Origin of the sequence: Salinibius halmophilus, assembly GCF_003577475.1 — a bacterium.
GTDB lineage: Bacteria > Pseudomonadota > Gammaproteobacteria > Pseudomonadales > Natronospirillaceae > Salinibius > Salinibius halmophilus.
Genome location: NZ_QPEP01000009.1, coordinates 134,534 through 149,486, shown reverse-complemented (window position 1 = coordinate 149,486; position 14,953 = coordinate 134,534). Strand labels below are relative to the sequence as shown.

The window sequence follows — 14,953 nt, the reverse complement described above, 5'->3', positions numbered from 1 at the left end:
GGCGGCCACTTGGCCGCCTATATTTGTTGTATCGAGAAAGCCCATGAGTATTCACACAGCAAAAGCTAGCCAAGCCTGGTTGCATTGGCTGAGCTTAGTGTTATTGATCATCAGCTTCGCCAGTGGCATCAGCATTGCCCAAGATGACTTAACGCCGCTTTTGCCAATTCCAGATTGGCTACGTTGGCAAGGTAATGTGGTGCTGTATCACAGCCTTGCCGCCATTGGTTGGTTTGCACTGGTGCCTGCTTATTTAGTACTGCGCAACAAGTTACCCAGCACTAAAAAACGGCGAATTGATCGCAGCCACCAACAACTATTGTGGGCGATCTATGGCCTAACCTTATTGCTTGCTTTCACCGGCTTAATGCTTTGGTGGTGGCTACCCGCCCGCTGGATTGACTGGCTGCACGAACTGGCTGCATGGGCATTTGTTTTAATCATTGTTGCCCACAGCCTAATACAGTTTTGGCGTGGCAAGTTAGCTTGGATTTGGCGCAGCTTTGCCTTGGGAAAACCGCTCGTTGCCGTAGCACTCACGGCTGTGATCGCTGCCATTCTCGCTTGGCAACTCGACCGCCAACTGCTGCCGTTTTTAACCGTGCCCAAGCATAGCGCCGCCATTAGCATTGATGGCTCTCCCGATGAACCAGTTTGGCAACAACTGCCAACAAAAACCCTGTCGCTTGGCCAGGGTGCCAGCGATCAGCAAACTACCACATTGACCGTGCGCGCCTTTCATGATGGCAACACCTTTTATGCCAATGTACGCTGGCAAGACCTCGAACAAAGCCTTGAGCATCTTCCTTTGGTAAAAACCGAGGAGGGCTGGCAGGCACTTTCTAATGGCTTCGAGCGCGATGATGAGCTGAATTATTACGAGGATAAAATGGCGGTTATGCTAGCCAATAGCCGTGCCAGTGGTGGTAACTCAGTACACTTGGGGCGTAAGCCACTAGCCAATCACCCCGAGTCTCGCTCGCAGCGCGGATTTCATTACACCACCGACGGCAGCATTCTTGATGTTTGGCATTGGAAAGCCGTACGCGGAACTGGCTTGGGCGGGCCAGATGACATGCACTTTGGTAGCCCAGCCAAAGCTTGTGAATTTTGCCCGCGCTATAAAGCTGGCTATCAACCAGACCCAAAAATCCAAGGTGGCATTCGCTATAACTGGACATTTTTTAAGCCCGAAGGCGTTGTGCCTAGGCGCCTGCCTGATAACGATGTACCGCCAGACCAACTTATTGATGCTAGCTTACCGCCAACGCTAAACAACGCCGCAGCCTGGAACTGGTATCGCAGTCATGACTATCAGCCGAACATTGATGAACTTCCGGTTGGTAGCCAAATGCCGTCAGTAATGCTGGTCACCAAATATGATGGGGACCGCGGAGATGTGCGTGGCGTTGCGACCTGGCAAGACGGCTGGTGGAACATAGAACTGGCTCGCCAACTGGATACGGGTTCAGACTACGATGTGCCAATTGCTAGTGGCACAGCCATGTTTTTTGCCGTATTTGACCATGCTCAAACACGGCACCGTTATCACCACCGACCAGTGATTCTGGAGCTAAGTCAATGAAGCTGATCGTATTACTTTCGCTTATTTTATTCATCAACTCGGCGCAAGCTTGGCAAAAAATAGACGGCTCTGGGCAGGCAGTTCCAGCCCGCAGTGGCCCATGGAGCTGCGTGGCACAAGGTGACTTATTGTGGGAGGTAAAAGGCTTAACCGATGATTACCTACACTACAAAAATACCTATAGCTGGTATCAACAAGAGCGTGGCACAGCCAACCGCGGCAGCTGCCAGAATGTAAACCAGTTTATTGGCTGTGATACGCAGGATTTAATCGACCACCTAAACACCACTAATCGCTGTGGGCGCAGTAACTGGCGCTTGCCAACGGTTGCTGAGTTAACAGGGCTATTAGATGATGCCACCACGCCTGGGGGCCCGCTAATCAACAGTTACCTGTTTCCGCGCACCGTGCAAGGCCCGTACTGGACCCAAACCATGGCACAGAGGGAGCCACTGGTGGTGAACTTTAAAGATGGACAAGTGTATCCACTTGGCAGTAATCGCCCAGCTTGGTTGCGATTAGTCAGCAGCGCCCAGGAGTGACGTGTGTCAGCGAGGGTAAAGCCTACACTCGCTAGACTAGCGCTATGAAATGGCTAATTTTGTTTACCTTGCTGTTCGCATGGCTAACGCCACCAAGCTGTAGCGACCATCATTGTGATGTACCCCAGGTACAATTGCATGAGCCTTGCTGTGCCATGCTCACGGCGGTAGCACCAGTTATTAGCCAACGCCCACTTGTCGCAACGGTCGTTGCAACCAGTGCGCCCTCGCCTATCCGCCTTGATGCCAAGCCACCACAACGGCCTCCAAAACCACAAGTTTAAGCAACCTAAACTTGTCTATTTTTTTGGAGAATCATTATGAGAGCAATTATTTGTGCCGGCTTATTGGTTGGTGCCTTGGCAGTGTTGGCCCACGAACCACTGCAACCTAATTATTCAACCACACCTCCCACACCCATTAACCAAGCGGATAAAGCGGTTTATCAAATGGTTGGTGGCATGGGCTGTGCTGTTTGCCATGGCGAGTACGGTGATGGCGGCGAAAGTGTCGGCAATAATATTCGCCATTCAAGCCTTGAGCGCTTACAACACGCTTTTGAAAGTATTCCAGTGATGCAAGGGTTGGCGCGTGCGATGGATGACGACAAGTATGACGCCATTGATCGCTACCTTAGCCAACTTGCTGAGCGCCAGCTAATTAAGGTAACACTAGATCGCAACGGCATCAGCCATGAGACAGACGAGACACTACTGCTAAATGTTTATGGCCAGCTCGTTGTACACAATGGTGGCAGCGACAGCGCCCATATCACCATTAACGATGAGCCATACACGGTTGCCCCGCGAGCAAACGTTGCCATGGACATCGCCCCTGGTATCGCTGAACTGACGATCACCCATGGTGAGGAAGTATTGGCGATTACTCGCCAGTGAGCTGCTCGACAATGGTGTCGAACACTAGCCGCATACGTCGGCTAGTGTGCAGTTCCCGCTGGCAAACCAACCAAGCAGTCAGATCAATGGGCTGCTGGTTTGCCACTGGCGTAAGCTCTGGGAACCTGCCAGCGATAGGCTCTGGTAAAAAGGCAAAGCCAATACCTTGGCGCAACATTTCAATCTGACTGGTTTGGCTGTCACAGGTCACCACTACATCCGATTCACTAAGCTGCCAACCAATCTGGTTTAAAAAAGCGATTTGGCGACGATAGTCTTCAAACCCAATAATGGGCACCTGACTGAGACTGTTTGCATGCTTGGCGCACAACTCATGCGTGCCATACAGCCACACACGCTCTTGATGCAATTGACGGATAATTAAATCTGGTTGCGAGGGGCGCTGATAGCGGATGGCCATATCGGCATCGCGCTGTTTTAAATCACTCACCTCGTTAGACACTCGCACACAAAGGCGAATGCCCGGCGCTTTGGCTCGCACCGCCTGCACGATCTTGGGCAATAGAAACCGGCCATCTAACTCAGTGACCGCAATGGTGACTTCGCCTTCAATGGCTTGCTCTTGACCATGTGCCACCAAGGAAAACTGTGTGGCAGCCTGCCCCATTTGCTCTACTTGCTCTAACAATGCCGCACCACTGTCCGTCAGCCTTAGCTGATTGCCAACTCGGTCGAACAAGGTAACTTTCAACTGCTGCTCTAGGGCACTAATTTGGCGACCAATGGTTGGCTGTGTTGTGGCAATCGCCCGGGCAGCACCCGACAATGACCCTTCTTTGGCCACAACCCAGAATGCCCGTGCCCTATTCCAGTCAAAATTGATTGTTTGCCAATCCATAAAGCCACCAATTTTTATTCTTATTTATAGCAAAAAACCGGATTTTTATTCATAAAAACCCGGTTTTTACTAATTATTACAAAGCACTCTAAAGTGCCTTAATAGCGCTTACGAAGTCGCCATGCCTTGAGCGCCTAAATTAAGCCTTAAGCAATCGTGTTGGCTCAGCTTTAATTTTACCGGCCTTAAGCAAATGGCCAACGGCACTTTTGAACGCTTTTTTGCTACAGCCAAACTCAGCTTTAATGTCTTCGGGGTCGCTTTTATCGCCCAACTCAACCACGCCCTCAATCTCAATTAGGTCCATGATCATTTCACTGATGTCTTTGCTGCGGGCAAAACCAAGCTTGGTTAGGCTTAAATCTACTTTGCCACTGTCGCGCACCCGTTTTACCCAACCATCCAGCTTTTTACCAATATGCAGCTGGTGACCTTCAGCCTCGTCAAACAACACCATGCCAAAGCTTTGATCGTTAATGATGGCTTTGTAACCAATATCGGTACGCGCTTCGATCAGCAGCTTCACTTTCTGGTGCGGGCGCAAGCCTTCCGGCTCAATGAGGAACTTATTTAACCGAGTCGAGGCAACCAAACGGCCTTTTTGTTGCTCGATGGTGACAAACACCACAACGTTTTGCCCTGGTTCCACTGGTCGCTTCTGCTCGGCAAAGGGTAACAGTAACTCTTTCGCCATGCCGTTATCCAAAAACGCACCGATGTTATTAACCGTTTTCACCGTTAAACAAGCAAACTCTCCTGCTTGCGCATAAGGAATTTGCCCCGAGGCCACGACGTCTCCGCGTTGATCGCGAAAGAGAAATACTTCGATCCAATCACCCGCTTGTGTACCCTTCGGGCACTCTTTGGCTGGAACAAATAACTCACCAAACTTACCGGCTGCCACCATGGCACCGTGATCGTTAAAACTGGCGACCTGTAACTGGGCCACTTTGCCAACTTCAATCATGCATCTTACTCAATTTTAGCTTTGCCATAGTTTAACAGATACTCGGCTAAATAGCTGTGTCTGGGGGACCATCTGTTGCAGCCAACCGTGCGTATTGTTTGCCAGCTATAAAGCGCGTTTAAACTAAGCAACAAGCTTGGTGTTCACGGTGCTTGATATGAGACCGTCACCCGCAGGGAGCGCCTTTTTGTTTAGAGAGTGAGCCTACATGGATGTACTTGCGGCGTGTCGAATAGCGAGTACCGTGTTCGCCAAAGCTCTTTAGTTAATCGCGCAGCCCAACAATGGAGTTTTGATATGGCAAACAAGTTACCTAATTTTTCGACGGCGGATGTGTCGCGCATTATAGAAATGGCCTGGGAAGATAGAACACCCTTTGATGCCATTTATGATTTATATGGTTTAACCGAAGATCAAACCATCAAGTTGATGCGGCAAGAAATGAAAGCAAGTAGTTTTAAAATGTGGCGCAAGCGCATGACAGGGCGAACAACCAAGCACAAAGCCCTGCGCTCACCTGACATCTCGCGGGCATATTGCCCTACCCAGTATAAACGTGGATAAGTAATTTTCTTACATAGTTCAAGTTAGTGACCCTGATCAATACTTAACCATTACGCCAAATTTAGAGTAATTACTCTAAAACATAAAACTGCAGTGGGCAGTTGAGGAGTTGGCGTATGAACGATATCCCTATCTGGCAATATGTTCTAAGCATGGGTGGCTACATTGTGCTGCTTCTGGCTTTGGTTGAAGTGATGCGCAAAAAGCCATGGTTCGCTTTGGTGTTTTGGCTGCTCTCGCTGCTTAGCTTCCCGTTTTGGTTTGAGTATTTAGATGGTTGGTTCCGCTGGGCAAAAACGTTAAGTGTGCTGCTGCCTACCGCGCTCGTTGTGGGGTTTGCCCGCATTGCTTGGTTGTATAAAGACAATCCCCACAAGTTTTTGGCGTTCTTTCGTGGTGACTGGGTATTGATGTTCCTCTACGGCATTTTGTTCTTAAATATTGCCGAGGCGACCCTGAAAGACTTCGCCACTGCCAATTACTTTAATGCCATTTGTGGTGTAATCCTTTGCATTACCATTCCATTCCCACGCTACAAAAATGGCGAACGGGTTTATTGGGTGATTGGCAAAGAAGCCCCTAACGACCTGCTGTTCTACTCCACCGCGGCATGGAACTTCCTGTATACCACGTGGAATATGGCGTTTGTTTATGGCGAAGCCGGCCCATACTTTGCTGCTTCGATGTGCATTCTGATTGCCGCTGAGCTCTACCCAATTCTTAAGCGCCGCCCAGAGTTATACATTATCGCCCGGGTATACACGCTGGCCTTCCATATTTTGGTTCGCTCGGTTAGTGAAGTCTTTGTGCCATTAATGGATTCAAGCAGCTGGATGAACGCCCAAGTGCTGTGGGTATGGGGCTTAATTAACCTAGTGCTACACGTACCTTTCTTAGTCTGGTACTTCTGGCGCAAACGTAATAGCCCAACTCAGGAGCCACCTTTTGGTGAAACCCCACCACCAAGTGTGCGAGACTATCCACCACAGACCATTCGCAGCACAGCATAAACCGTGGCCAAAGATACCAAAGCTCGCATTATTACATCAGCCTTAGCGCTGTTTAACGAACAAGGTGACAGGGATGTCACCACCAACCATATCGCCAAATCACTAGGCATTAGCACGGGTGTGCTGTACTACCACTTTCGCAACAAAGAAGAAATTATCCGGGCAATCTTTCAGCGCTATATCGACCACATTGAAAGCACCATACGCCAGCCAGATTCTGAGCAAAGCAACAGCGACTTTTTAGCCCAGTATTGCGAAGAAATCTTCGACAGTATTTGGCGCTATCGATTTTTACACGCCAACATGCCGGCGTTATTAGCACGAGACAGTGAACTGCAGGCGCAATATTTGGCGGCACATCAATTTCTTCAGGCGCGCGCCGAAGCCGCAGTGCGCTGGCTTAGCGATCACAACATTATCTGCATTCAAGCCCAACAGATCCCAATACTTGTTGATTTAATGCGCCTAGTAACCGGCTTTTGGGTAGGGTTTAGCCAAATCAACAGCCAGCAAGCGCTCAATAAACAGCAAGTTTGTGCCGGTATTGTGCATCTAATAGCCTTGTTACAACCGTATTGCACAGCGTCAGGTCAACCGATATTCGACCAGTTAATTGAGCACTATCAACAATGAGATGTCTGTTTACTATATTAGCCACGCTAACCCTAGCGGGTTGTGCCACACCTATGCCTTGGCCTCAATCTCCCCTGTACGCTGCAAGTACAGCAGAAGACTTTAGCCAATTGAGCAAAAGTGAAGCCAAAGCAGCTGCGGTTGGCCACTATGGGCATTACGATGTAGTGGCTTATGAAGACGACAGCATGCGCACTTTTGTCATTTCATATGGCTTTACTACTATCTACTTAGACGGCGACACGCTCATGCAGCGCGACCGCTTTTGCAGTGCCTCACACAAAATCAACTATAACTCGGTTGAGTCTTACTTCAGCGATGCAGCCACACGCGCTATTGTGCCGCCCGATCATGAGTTAACCGTCAGCAAACGCGACAATACTTGGTGGCTAAGCCGGGCTGAGACGCCAACCTTGCTTGGTGTGGCAGCTGATCCAAATAAACCCTTAGTGCAAGACCCTAGTCAGTATCAATTTATTGATGCCGACAATGATGGCAACCCTGGTGTGACCGTTGAGCTATTGGTCGGTGGGTTTTATAAGGGTGAGCTATACATTGCCCGCCGTGAGCGCTTTGCCAATGAAATTGCCTTAACCAATCGATATCGGCTAGAGGGCTATGTGCGTGATCAGTCTGAGCAGTTAGTGATTGGTGCGAGTAGCCGATTGTTCGATCGCCCAGCGAACCCCGCACAAGTATTAGACTGGGGCTTAAATCCGTTATTGTTGGTGCGCATACCACCTAACCTCACCGACTGTGACGCGCTGATGGCTCAGCGTGATTTATTATTCCCACCCGAGCCCGAGTTTGATTGATAAACGGCAAGCACAGCTAGTTAGCAGTCGCCATAAACTTGCTATTTGCCATAACACTCACGCGCCCGGCAACGTGTAAGTTAGCTTGCAGGCAGTGCAACCGCCGCTTTTGCTCAGTGATCTGTACCACCACTTCCATTGGCTGAGTAACGGGAACTGGGTGTAGGTATCTTAGCGTTAAGCTTGCCGTCATTGCCTGGATCCGGTGCGCCAGCAAACAGTTGACCATGGCGTCATCGATCAACGTAGCAGCAATGCCACCATGCAGTAGGCCCTGATACCCCTGCCAGTTGGCGTTTAACTGGCATCGACCAATTATGCCTTGTTCAGTCACTCGGTATTTGACAGGTAGTTGCGCCAGACCAACAAACTCAGTTGTCATGTGGACATTGCCCAGCACAAGATTTTTGGCATCTGTGCTTTGATTGATGCCCTTTATTCATAACGAGTCACCTTAGTTAACCAGGCACCTTGCGTGCCGAAAGTTTCATTTTTGGGTGACCATTTATAGCATATGCCATATTAAAGTTACTGATATGACTCACTTCATCTTAAGTGCCTTGCCGTTGAGCAGAGCATCGGTCACTTTTTTGCGGCCCGATTTAAGTAAGTTGGCAAGCGTTTGCCGAGACACGCCCATGGCATCGGCAGCTTGAATTTGTTGTAACCCTTGATTATCTACTAGACACATGGCTTCGCGTTCATCATCAGCCAACGCTATAACCTCAAGCTCTGGCATTGGAATACCGTTCGGTTTGAAATACGAGCATTTTGGGATTGAGCAGATACGGCGAGGAATTTTTTGGCGTGGCATCACTTGCTCTCAATTATAATTAGTGGCGGGGCTTTGCAGCCCCACCGCAGTTAGTGAACTGAAACTTTTGTTGAAAACTGTACCTTGCCATTTTCAACATCGGCGTAGATTTCTTGCCCTGGAGCAAATTTACCAGCCAATAGCTCGTTTGCCAGCTCGTTTTCCACATAGGTTTGGATGGCGCGTTTTAATGGGCGCGCACCATACACTGGGTCGAAGCCCGTTTCGCTAATAAACTGAATCAACCCATCATCTACGTTGAGTGTCAGGTTCTGCTCAGCTAAGCGCTTATTCAAGCGTGCCAGCTGAATCTGCGCGATGCTACCAACTTGTGCTTTAGTAAGTGGGTGGAATACCACCACATCGTCGATTCGGTTAACAAACTCTGGTCTAAAGTGCTGACCCACCACTTCCATAACGCTGTTTTTCATCGCCTCGTAGTTCGCTTCCCCTGCCAGCGTTTGAATCACATCGCTGCCAAGGTTGGAGGTCATAATGATCACAGTATTGCGAAAATCGACAGTGCGCCCTTGGCCATCGGTTAAGCGGCCATCTTCGAGCACTTGCAGCAAGATGTTAAATACATCTGGGTGCGCTTTTTCAACTTCATCTAGTAGCAGCACACTATATGGGCGGCGACGCACGGCCTCGGTTAAATAGCCACCTTCGTCATAACCCACATACCCTGGCGGGGCACCAATTAAGCGCGCTACTGAGTGCTTCTCCATAAATTCAGACATATCAACGCGTACCATGGCGTCTTCTGAATCAAACAAGAAAGTTGCCAAGGCTTTGCATAGCTCTGTTTTCCCCACGCCGGTTGGGCCTAAAAATAAAAACGAACCATTTGGCCGATTCGGGTCGGCTAAGCCAGCGCGCGAGCGGCGCACGGCATTGGCAACGGCCGACACGGCTTCTTCTTGGCCAATAACTTTCTCGTGCAAATTGCCTTCAAGTTTCAGCAATTTTTCCCGCTCACCTTGCAGCATTTTTTCAATAGGAATGCCTGTCCAGCGACTAATGACCTTGGCAATCGACTCTTCGGTGACCTTGTTGTGCAACAGCTTGCGATCCATCATTTCTGCTTGGCTGGCCATATCAAGCTGACGCTCAAGCTCTGGAATCAAACCATACTGCAGCTCCGAAAGTTTGGTTAAATCACCAGCTCGCTTGGCCGCATCCATATCTTTACGCGCTTGTTCTAACTGTTCTTTAATGCGATTGCCACCTTGCAGCGAAGCTTTTTCTGACTGCCACACTTCTTCCAAATCGGCAAACTCACGCTCAGCCAAGGCAATCTGTTTTTTCAACTCTTCTAAGCGCAGCTTGGTGGCCTGGTCGGTTTCTTTTTTCAGTGCTTCAGCTTCAATTTTTAGCTGAATTAAGCGCCGCTCTAGGCGGTCCATTTCTTCTGGTTTGGAGTCAATTTCCATACGAATGCGACTGGCGGCTTCGTCAATTAGGTCAATCGCCTTATCCGGTAGTTGGCGGTCACTGATATAGCGCTGACTCAACCGAACCGAGGCAATAATGGCCTCATCGGCAATATCGACCCCGTGGTGCACTTCATAGGTTTCTTTTAAACCACGCAAGATGGCAATAGTGTCTTCATCACTTGGTTCTTGCACCAATACTTTTTGGAAGCGACGCTCTAGGGCGCCATCCTTTTCGATGTACTGGCGATACTCATCTAGCGTAGTCGCCCCCACACAGTGCAACTCGCCACGCGCTAGCGCGGGCTTTAGCATGTTGCCAGCATCCATCGCCCCTTCGCCTTTACCAGCGCCGACCATGGTGTGTAGCTCGTCAATAAACAGAATGATTTGCCCTTCTTGTTTAGCCAAATCATTGAGCACGGCTTTTAGCCGTTCTTCAAACTCACCCCTAAACTTAGCGCCAGCGATTAAGGCCCCCATATCCAACGACAACACCCGTTTATTCTTCAGCCCTTCAGGCACCTCACCATTGATAATGCGCTGCGCTAGGCCTTCAACAATAGCAGTTTTACCTACCCCAGGCTCACCAATGAGTACCGGGTTATTTTTGCGCCGACGTTGCAATACCTGAATGGTGCGACGGATTTCATCATCACGGCCAATCACTGGGTCGAGCGAGCCCGCTGCTGCCCGGGCGGTTAAGTCTTGGCAGTATTTTTCCAATGCTTGGCGGTTTTGCTCGGCATCTGGGTCTTCAACTTTTTCGCCACCACGAATGTTATCTATGGTATCGCTGATGGCTTTTTCGCTACCGCCAGCATCGCGCAGTAGTTTGCCTACTTTGCCTTTATCTTTGGCTATGGCTAACACAACCAACTCGCTTGATATATATTGGTCGCTACGTTCTTGCGCCAACTTATCAGCAACATTTAATACCCGCCCAAGATCGTTAGACAGGCTAATATTGCCATCAAAGTCATTGATGCGCGGCAGGTCGTTTAGGTAGCTGACCAGTTGATCACGCAGTGGGGTAACATTGATTCCTGCTTGACTGAGCAGCGGTCGAATGCCAGATTCTTGTTGATCAATTAATGCTAATAACAAGTGTGCTGGGTCTAATAAATTATGATCTCGGCCTACTGCCACAGATTGGGCATCGGTTAACGCGATTTGTAGGCGAGTGGTTAGTCTATCCATTCGCATGGCACTAGCCTCCGAATTTGTTTCAACATTACCTTTTCAATAGGGGAGCCATGCTTGCTTTTCAAGGTTATAAATTAACCAAGTGGATATATTTTCTATTTTTGCTGGCACCCCTCGCCCACAGTAAGCCCGTTACCGCGCTCCATTGGTGGACATCCAACAGTGAGCAAGCCGCAGAAGCAGTACTAGTGGAAGCCTTTGCTGAGCGAGGGTTTGATTGGCAGCCAGTGGCAGTGAGTGGTGGTGCGGGTGAAGGCGCGCTAAAAGTATTACGTGCCAAGGTGCTCAGCGGCGAATCGCCAGATATCGCGCAAGTGGTGGGCCCGAGTATTCGCGACTGGGCCAAACTTGGCTTTTTCCATACCCAAGCCAAAAGCTCAGAATACAATGCCTGGCCCCGCGCTTTGGCTGCACAAGTACTGCCTTTGGTCTCACTCGACGGCGAGCCCTTTGCCATTCCTACCTCTATCCATCGAATTAATACTCTGGTTTACAACCAAGCGCTATTCGAGCAGTTAAACATTACCCCGGCGGAAACTTGGCAAGGGTTTATTGAGCAGCTAGAACAGATTCAAGCAGCCGGAGTTACGCCACTGGCGCAGTCTTCACAACCCTGGCAACTGGCTACCCTGTTCGAAGTCATAATGGCCGCCACCCTGGACACCAGCCAATATCTGGCGGTGATGCAAGGCTTTGATGCTAATGTGATACTAGGTAGCGACATGCGCCTTGTTTTCGAGCGATTTAGGCAGTTACAACCCTTTATCAGCAATGAAGCGACGCGAGATTGGCAACACCATTCACAAGCCATTGCCGAAGGTAAGGCTGCCATGCAAGTGATGGGCGACTGGGCCAAGGCGGAACTCGCGCTGCAGCCAACAAGCAGCAATTTTGCCCTAGGCTGTTCCACGTTTTTACAAAGCAGCAAGCATGTTTATAGTGTCGATAGTTTTGTAATTTTCAACCATGTAGCTGATGATGTTGCTCGAGAGATAAGTTTGCTGTTGAGTGACCCAAATGTGCAGGCAAGGTTTTCTAGCGCCAAAGGAACCATTCCTGCTCGCTCAGATGTACCTGTTGACTATGATGACTGTAGTGCTCAATCATTTGAAGACTTTCATTCGGGGGATGCCTTGCCGAGCATGGTGCACCGGGCGGCTAACAATGAGGAAGCGCGCAACGTGTTTATTCATGTGGTGGATCGTTTCTACTCCGACCGTAAACAAACGCCAGAACAAGCACAGCAGAGGCTCGCCAATGAGCTGGCCGCTCTGCTTTCGCAATAAGTGATTTGAAGACACGCTATGAATAAAACGATCTTAGTCGTCGATGATGACGAAAAAATATTGTCATTGTTAGAAGCCTACCTACAACGCAATCAGTTTGACGTGCTAACGGCCATTGATGCACGCTCAGCGATCGCCACCTTTAAGCAGCATGCTGATACCGTTTCTCTGGTGGTACTAGACGTTATGTTACCGGATGAAGACGGTTTCTCTGTTTGTCGACAATTACGCCAAACAACCAGCACGCCGATTATCATGCTAACAGCCAGTGCCGATGAAACCGACCGTATTGTTGGCTTAGAGCTGGGCGCCGACGACTATTTGGGCAAGCCATTTAACCCTCGCGAGTTATTGGCACGCATCAAAGCCATCTTGCGCCGCACCGACGCACCCACTGAACGAAGCAAAAGCGATCGATTCTATCAGTTTGAAGGATACCAACTGGACACAGTCGGCCGCACCCTGACCGACCCTAACGGTGATGTGATTGCCTTGTCCGGTGGTGAGTATCAGCTACTCCTGTACTTAGTTGAACGCGCCGGCGCGATTGTTGACCGCACACAACTGGCCGAAGCCACACGAGGACGAGACCCAGGGCCGCTAGATCGCTATTTAGACGTGCAAATTAGCCGCCTACGCGCTCGCTTAAAGGACGAGGGACGCCAGCAGCGCTTTATCAAAACGGTTCGTGGCGCTGGTTATGTGTTTGCTGCCGAGGTCAAACGCCATGGCGGCGATTGAACGCTGGCTGCCAAGGTCCTTACTTGGCCGCATGTTGTTAACGTTGTCGGTGGGCATACTGTTTACGCAAGCGGCGGTTACCCTTACCTGGACTTCGGTATTGCAAGCCGAAGCAGAGCGCGAGGCGAGCGAAGCAGCGCGCTACCTTGGGCAAGCGGCAGCCTCCACCACACAATATTTTGCAACGCTACCAGCTTCGCACCAACCACTAGTGATAGACCAACTGCTCGACATGGGAGGGGGTCGTTTTTTCTTTCAAGTCAATTCAGAACCCGTATCGATTACCGCCATTGAGGGTGGCCAGGTTATCCAGAGTACCGTTGCAAGTTTTCGACAATCGTTGCTCGGCGAGCTTGGACCCGGATACGAGGTTGAAGCAGCACTTGCTTGGCCAGATAATGTTGCGGTGGACAGCTCAGGCACCAAGCTGACCGAGGTGCCGCGCCAGTGGACTGAGTTCAGCACATTGTTGCAGCCCAACCCCGCACCAGTAATGATCGCGCAGGTAAAAATAAACCAATCACAGTGGTTATACCTAGCAGGCTTGATGCCTGATCCCTATTTTTTAGAAAAGTCTCAGCCACTCAGTTTGGAGCGACTGACGCTACAGATCATTCCATTGTTAACGGTCTTGTTTTTGCTCGTTCCTCTCGTGCGCTCTGTTACAGGACCATTAGCCCAGCTTGCTAATGCCGCCGAAAGCTTTGGCAAAGGTCAGCAGCACGATCCCATCCCTGAGCACGGTAGTGAAGAGTTTTTACAACTTCGGCAAGCTTTGCTGTCGATGGAAGCCCGTATTCAGGCATTTTTGTCAGATCGACAACGCTTATTCTCCACCATCAGCCATGACCTAAGAACGCCCATTACACGCTTAAAGTTAAGAACAGAATTTATTGACGATGATGAAATGCGTGAATCACTGCACGAAGATCTAGACGACCTTGCTCAAATGGTGACGGCAGCACTGAGATCGGTGAAAGAAACAGCGTTAGACGAAAACGCTCAGCCGATTGCCGTACATGAATTATTGAATCATTTAGTGGATGGTTACCGGTTAGAAAACCGTCAGATCGATTTCCACTATGACCCAATTACCCTAACAACCAAACAGTTGGCCCTTAAGCGTGCGGTAGACAATTTACTCAGCAACGCCTTTAACTACGGCAAAAAAGTGGATTTACGGCTATTCCAGCAAGCCAATGAGATGGTGATTTATATTCGCGACTTTGGTCCTGGTGTACCCGCTGAACAACTTGAGTTTTTATTCCGCCCAGGTGTGCGCTTGAATCATGGCCGCGAGCAAAATCACAAAGGGCTAGGGTTAGGCTTGAGTATAACCAGTACTTTGGTTAAGGGTTTAGGCGGCAAAGTCATACTGAAGAATCATGAAACCCAGGGCCTGGTAGCCGAAATACGCCTACCATTCAACTGATTCACATCAACACAGCCGCCCCTGCTGAAAGGTTTTGCAAGACTTCTCAATGCTTTGCAAGCTGGGTTGGAATTTGTAGCAAATCTTATAGATACCCCACCGAATAGATCTCATAGAGTCAGTCCTAGGTTGGCGAGAAACAACCCTTAGGGAAATGCCTCGCCGTTGAT

Annotated in this window: 16 protein-coding genes; 11 read left to right on the top strand and 5 right to left on the bottom strand. The window is 49.6% G+C overall.

Going from position 1 to position 14,953, the window contains the following annotated elements:
• The first annotated feature begins 43 nt into the window (after window positions 1-43).
• Genes DUW71_RS11795 through DUW71_RS11780 form a run of 4 tightly spaced genes read left to right on the top strand, consistent with a single transcriptional unit; the run spans window position 44 to window position 3,023 of the window.
• The gene (locus DUW71_RS11795) at window positions 44-1,585 is read left to right on the top strand and encodes an ethylbenzene dehydrogenase-related protein (protein WP_119395455.1); all 1,542 of its coding nucleotides are present in this window, start codon (window positions 44-46) and stop codon (window positions 1,583-1,585) included.
• A complete protein-coding gene (locus tag DUW71_RS11790; RefSeq protein WP_119395454.1) occupies window positions 1,582-2,127 on the top strand; it encodes an Lcl C-terminal domain-containing protein in 546 nt (181 codons plus the stop codon). Before DUW71_RS11795 ends, DUW71_RS11790 begins: the two co-directional genes overlap by 4 nt.
• Window positions 2,128-2,171: 44 nt before the next feature.
• Window positions 2,172-2,411, top strand: a complete 240-nt coding sequence (locus DUW71_RS11785; protein WP_119395453.1) for a hypothetical protein — start codon at window positions 2,172-2,174, stop codon at window positions 2,409-2,411.
• A gap of 36 nt (window positions 2,412-2,447) precedes the next feature.
• A complete protein-coding gene (locus tag DUW71_RS11780) occupies window positions 2,448-3,023 on the top strand; it encodes a c-type cytochrome (RefSeq protein WP_119395452.1) in 576 nt (191 codons plus the stop codon).
• On the opposite strand, the gene DUW71_RS11775 is transcribed toward DUW71_RS11780, so the two are convergent.
• Window positions 3,010-3,882 carry a LysR family transcriptional regulator gene (locus DUW71_RS11775; RefSeq protein WP_119395451.1) on the bottom strand — a complete coding sequence of 291 codons (873 nt, stop codon included), beginning with the start codon at window positions 3,880-3,882 and terminating at the stop codon, window positions 3,010-3,012. The two genes, DUW71_RS11780 and DUW71_RS11775, sit on opposite strands and share 14 nt — an antisense overlap.
• A gap of 139 nt (window positions 3,883-4,021) precedes the next feature.
• Complete coding sequence (locus DUW71_RS11770) at window positions 4,022-4,849, bottom strand: CvfB family protein (RefSeq protein WP_119395450.1); 828 nt, start codon at window positions 4,847-4,849, stop codon at window positions 4,022-4,024.
• Window positions 4,850-5,146: 297 nt separating this feature from the next.
• Here DUW71_RS11770 and DUW71_RS11765 point away from each other — a divergent pair, with 297 nt between their 5' ends.
• The 4 genes from DUW71_RS11765 to DUW71_RS11750 all read left to right on the top strand — a co-directional run bounded on the left by DUW71_RS11765 (window position 5,147) and on the right by DUW71_RS11750 (window position 7,871).
• Entirely contained in the window at window positions 5,147-5,413 is a 267-nt protein-coding gene (locus DUW71_RS11765) for a TIGR03643 family protein (protein WP_119395449.1), read from the top strand.
• A 116-nt stretch (window positions 5,414-5,529) separates the two neighbouring features.
• Entirely contained in the window at window positions 5,530-6,423 is an 894-nt protein-coding gene (locus tag DUW71_RS11760; RefSeq protein ID WP_119395448.1) for a hypothetical protein, read from the top strand.
• Window positions 6,424-6,426: 3 nt separating this feature from the next.
• The gene (locus DUW71_RS11755) at window positions 6,427-7,056 is read left to right on the top strand and encodes a TetR/AcrR family transcriptional regulator (protein ID WP_119395447.1); all 630 of its coding nucleotides are present in this window, start codon (window positions 6,427-6,429) and stop codon (window positions 7,054-7,056) included.
• On the top strand, window positions 7,053-7,871 hold the full coding sequence (locus tag DUW71_RS11750) for a hypothetical protein (protein ID WP_119395446.1): 819 nt from the start codon (window positions 7,053-7,055) through the stop codon (window positions 7,869-7,871). The genes DUW71_RS11755 and DUW71_RS11750 overlap by 4 nt, the downstream gene beginning before the upstream one ends.
• 16 nt (window positions 7,872-7,887) lie before the next feature.
• Here the strand turns inward: DUW71_RS11750 and DUW71_RS11745 are convergent, their stop codons facing one another.
• The 3 genes from DUW71_RS11745 to clpB form a co-directional block, all read right to left on the bottom strand.
• Complete coding sequence (locus DUW71_RS11745; RefSeq protein WP_119395445.1) at window positions 7,888-8,253, bottom strand: PaaI family thioesterase; 366 nt, start codon at window positions 8,251-8,253, stop codon at window positions 7,888-7,890.
• A 159-nt stretch (window positions 8,254-8,412) separates the two neighbouring features.
• Window positions 8,413-8,685 carry a DUF134 domain-containing protein gene (locus DUW71_RS11740; RefSeq protein WP_119395444.1) on the bottom strand — a complete coding sequence of 91 codons (273 nt, stop codon included), beginning with the start codon at window positions 8,683-8,685 and terminating at the stop codon, window positions 8,413-8,415.
• Window positions 8,686-8,735: 50 nt separating this feature from the next.
• The gene (clpB, locus tag DUW71_RS11735; RefSeq protein ID WP_119395443.1) at window positions 8,736-11,324 is read right to left on the bottom strand and encodes an ATP-dependent chaperone ClpB; all 2,589 of its coding nucleotides are present in this window, start codon (window positions 11,322-11,324) and stop codon (window positions 8,736-8,738) included.
• A gap of 50 nt (window positions 11,325-11,374) precedes the next feature.
• Here clpB and DUW71_RS11730 point away from each other — a divergent pair, with 50 nt between their 5' ends.
• From DUW71_RS11730 to DUW71_RS11720, 3 genes are read left to right on the top strand one after another with little or no spacing between them, the layout of a single operon-like run.
• A complete protein-coding gene (locus DUW71_RS11730; protein ID WP_119395442.1) occupies window positions 11,375-12,610 on the top strand; it encodes an ABC transporter substrate-binding protein in 1,236 nt (411 codons plus the stop codon).
• A gap of 18 nt (window positions 12,611-12,628) precedes the next feature.
• Entirely contained in the window at window positions 12,629-13,351 is a 723-nt protein-coding gene (locus tag DUW71_RS11725; protein ID WP_119395441.1) for a response regulator, read from the top strand.
• Window positions 13,338-14,783, top strand: coding sequence for a sensor histidine kinase (locus DUW71_RS11720; protein ID WP_158584033.1), 1,446 nt, complete (start codon window positions 13,338-13,340; stop codon window positions 14,781-14,783). Before DUW71_RS11725 ends, DUW71_RS11720 begins: the two co-directional genes overlap by 14 nt.
• Window positions 14,784-14,953: the final 170 nt, after the last annotated feature.

Bases quoted from the DNA above. Each gene is read 5' to 3' on its own strand.
- clpB (WP_119395443.1), bottom strand. From the start codon at position 11,324: ATGCGAATGGATAGACTAACCACTCGCCTACAAATCGCGTTAACCGAT.
- DUW71_RS11795 (WP_119395455.1), top strand. From the start codon at position 44: ATGAGTATTCACACAGCAAAAGCTAGCCAAGCCTGGTTGCATTGGCTG.
- DUW71_RS11720 (WP_158584033.1), top strand. From the start codon at position 13,338: ATGGCGGCGATTGAACGCTGGCTGCCAAGGTCCTTACTTGGCCGCATG.
- DUW71_RS11770 (WP_119395450.1), bottom strand. From the start codon at position 4,849: ATGATTGAAGTTGGCAAAGTGGCCCAGTTACAGGTCGCCAGTTTTAAC.
- DUW71_RS11775 (WP_119395451.1), bottom strand. From the start codon at position 3,882: ATGGATTGGCAAACAATCAATTTTGACTGGAATAGGGCACGGGCATTC.
- DUW71_RS11780 (WP_119395452.1), top strand. From the start codon at position 2,448: ATGAGAGCAATTATTTGTGCCGGCTTATTGGTTGGTGCCTTGGCAGTG.
- DUW71_RS11740 (WP_119395444.1), bottom strand. From the start codon at position 8,685: ATGCCACGCCAAAAAATTCCTCGCCGTATCTGCTCAATCCCAAAATGC.
- DUW71_RS11760 (WP_119395448.1), top strand. From the start codon at position 5,530: ATGAACGATATCCCTATCTGGCAATATGTTCTAAGCATGGGTGGCTAC.
- DUW71_RS11750 (WP_119395446.1), top strand. From the start codon at position 7,053: ATGAGATGTCTGTTTACTATATTAGCCACGCTAACCCTAGCGGGTTGT.
- DUW71_RS11730 (WP_119395442.1), top strand. From the start codon at position 11,375: ATGCTTGCTTTTCAAGGTTATAAATTAACCAAGTGGATATATTTTCTA.
- DUW71_RS11790 (WP_119395454.1), top strand. From the start codon at position 1,582: ATGAAGCTGATCGTATTACTTTCGCTTATTTTATTCATCAACTCGGCG.
- DUW71_RS11745 (WP_119395445.1), bottom strand. From the start codon at position 8,253: ATGACAACTGAGTTTGTTGGTCTGGCGCAACTACCTGTCAAATACCGA.
- DUW71_RS11765 (WP_119395449.1), top strand. From the start codon at position 5,147: ATGGCAAACAAGTTACCTAATTTTTCGACGGCGGATGTGTCGCGCATT.
- DUW71_RS11785 (WP_119395453.1), top strand. From the start codon at position 2,172: ATGAAATGGCTAATTTTGTTTACCTTGCTGTTCGCATGGCTAACGCCA.
- DUW71_RS11725 (WP_119395441.1), top strand. From the start codon at position 12,629: ATGAATAAAACGATCTTAGTCGTCGATGATGACGAAAAAATATTGTCA.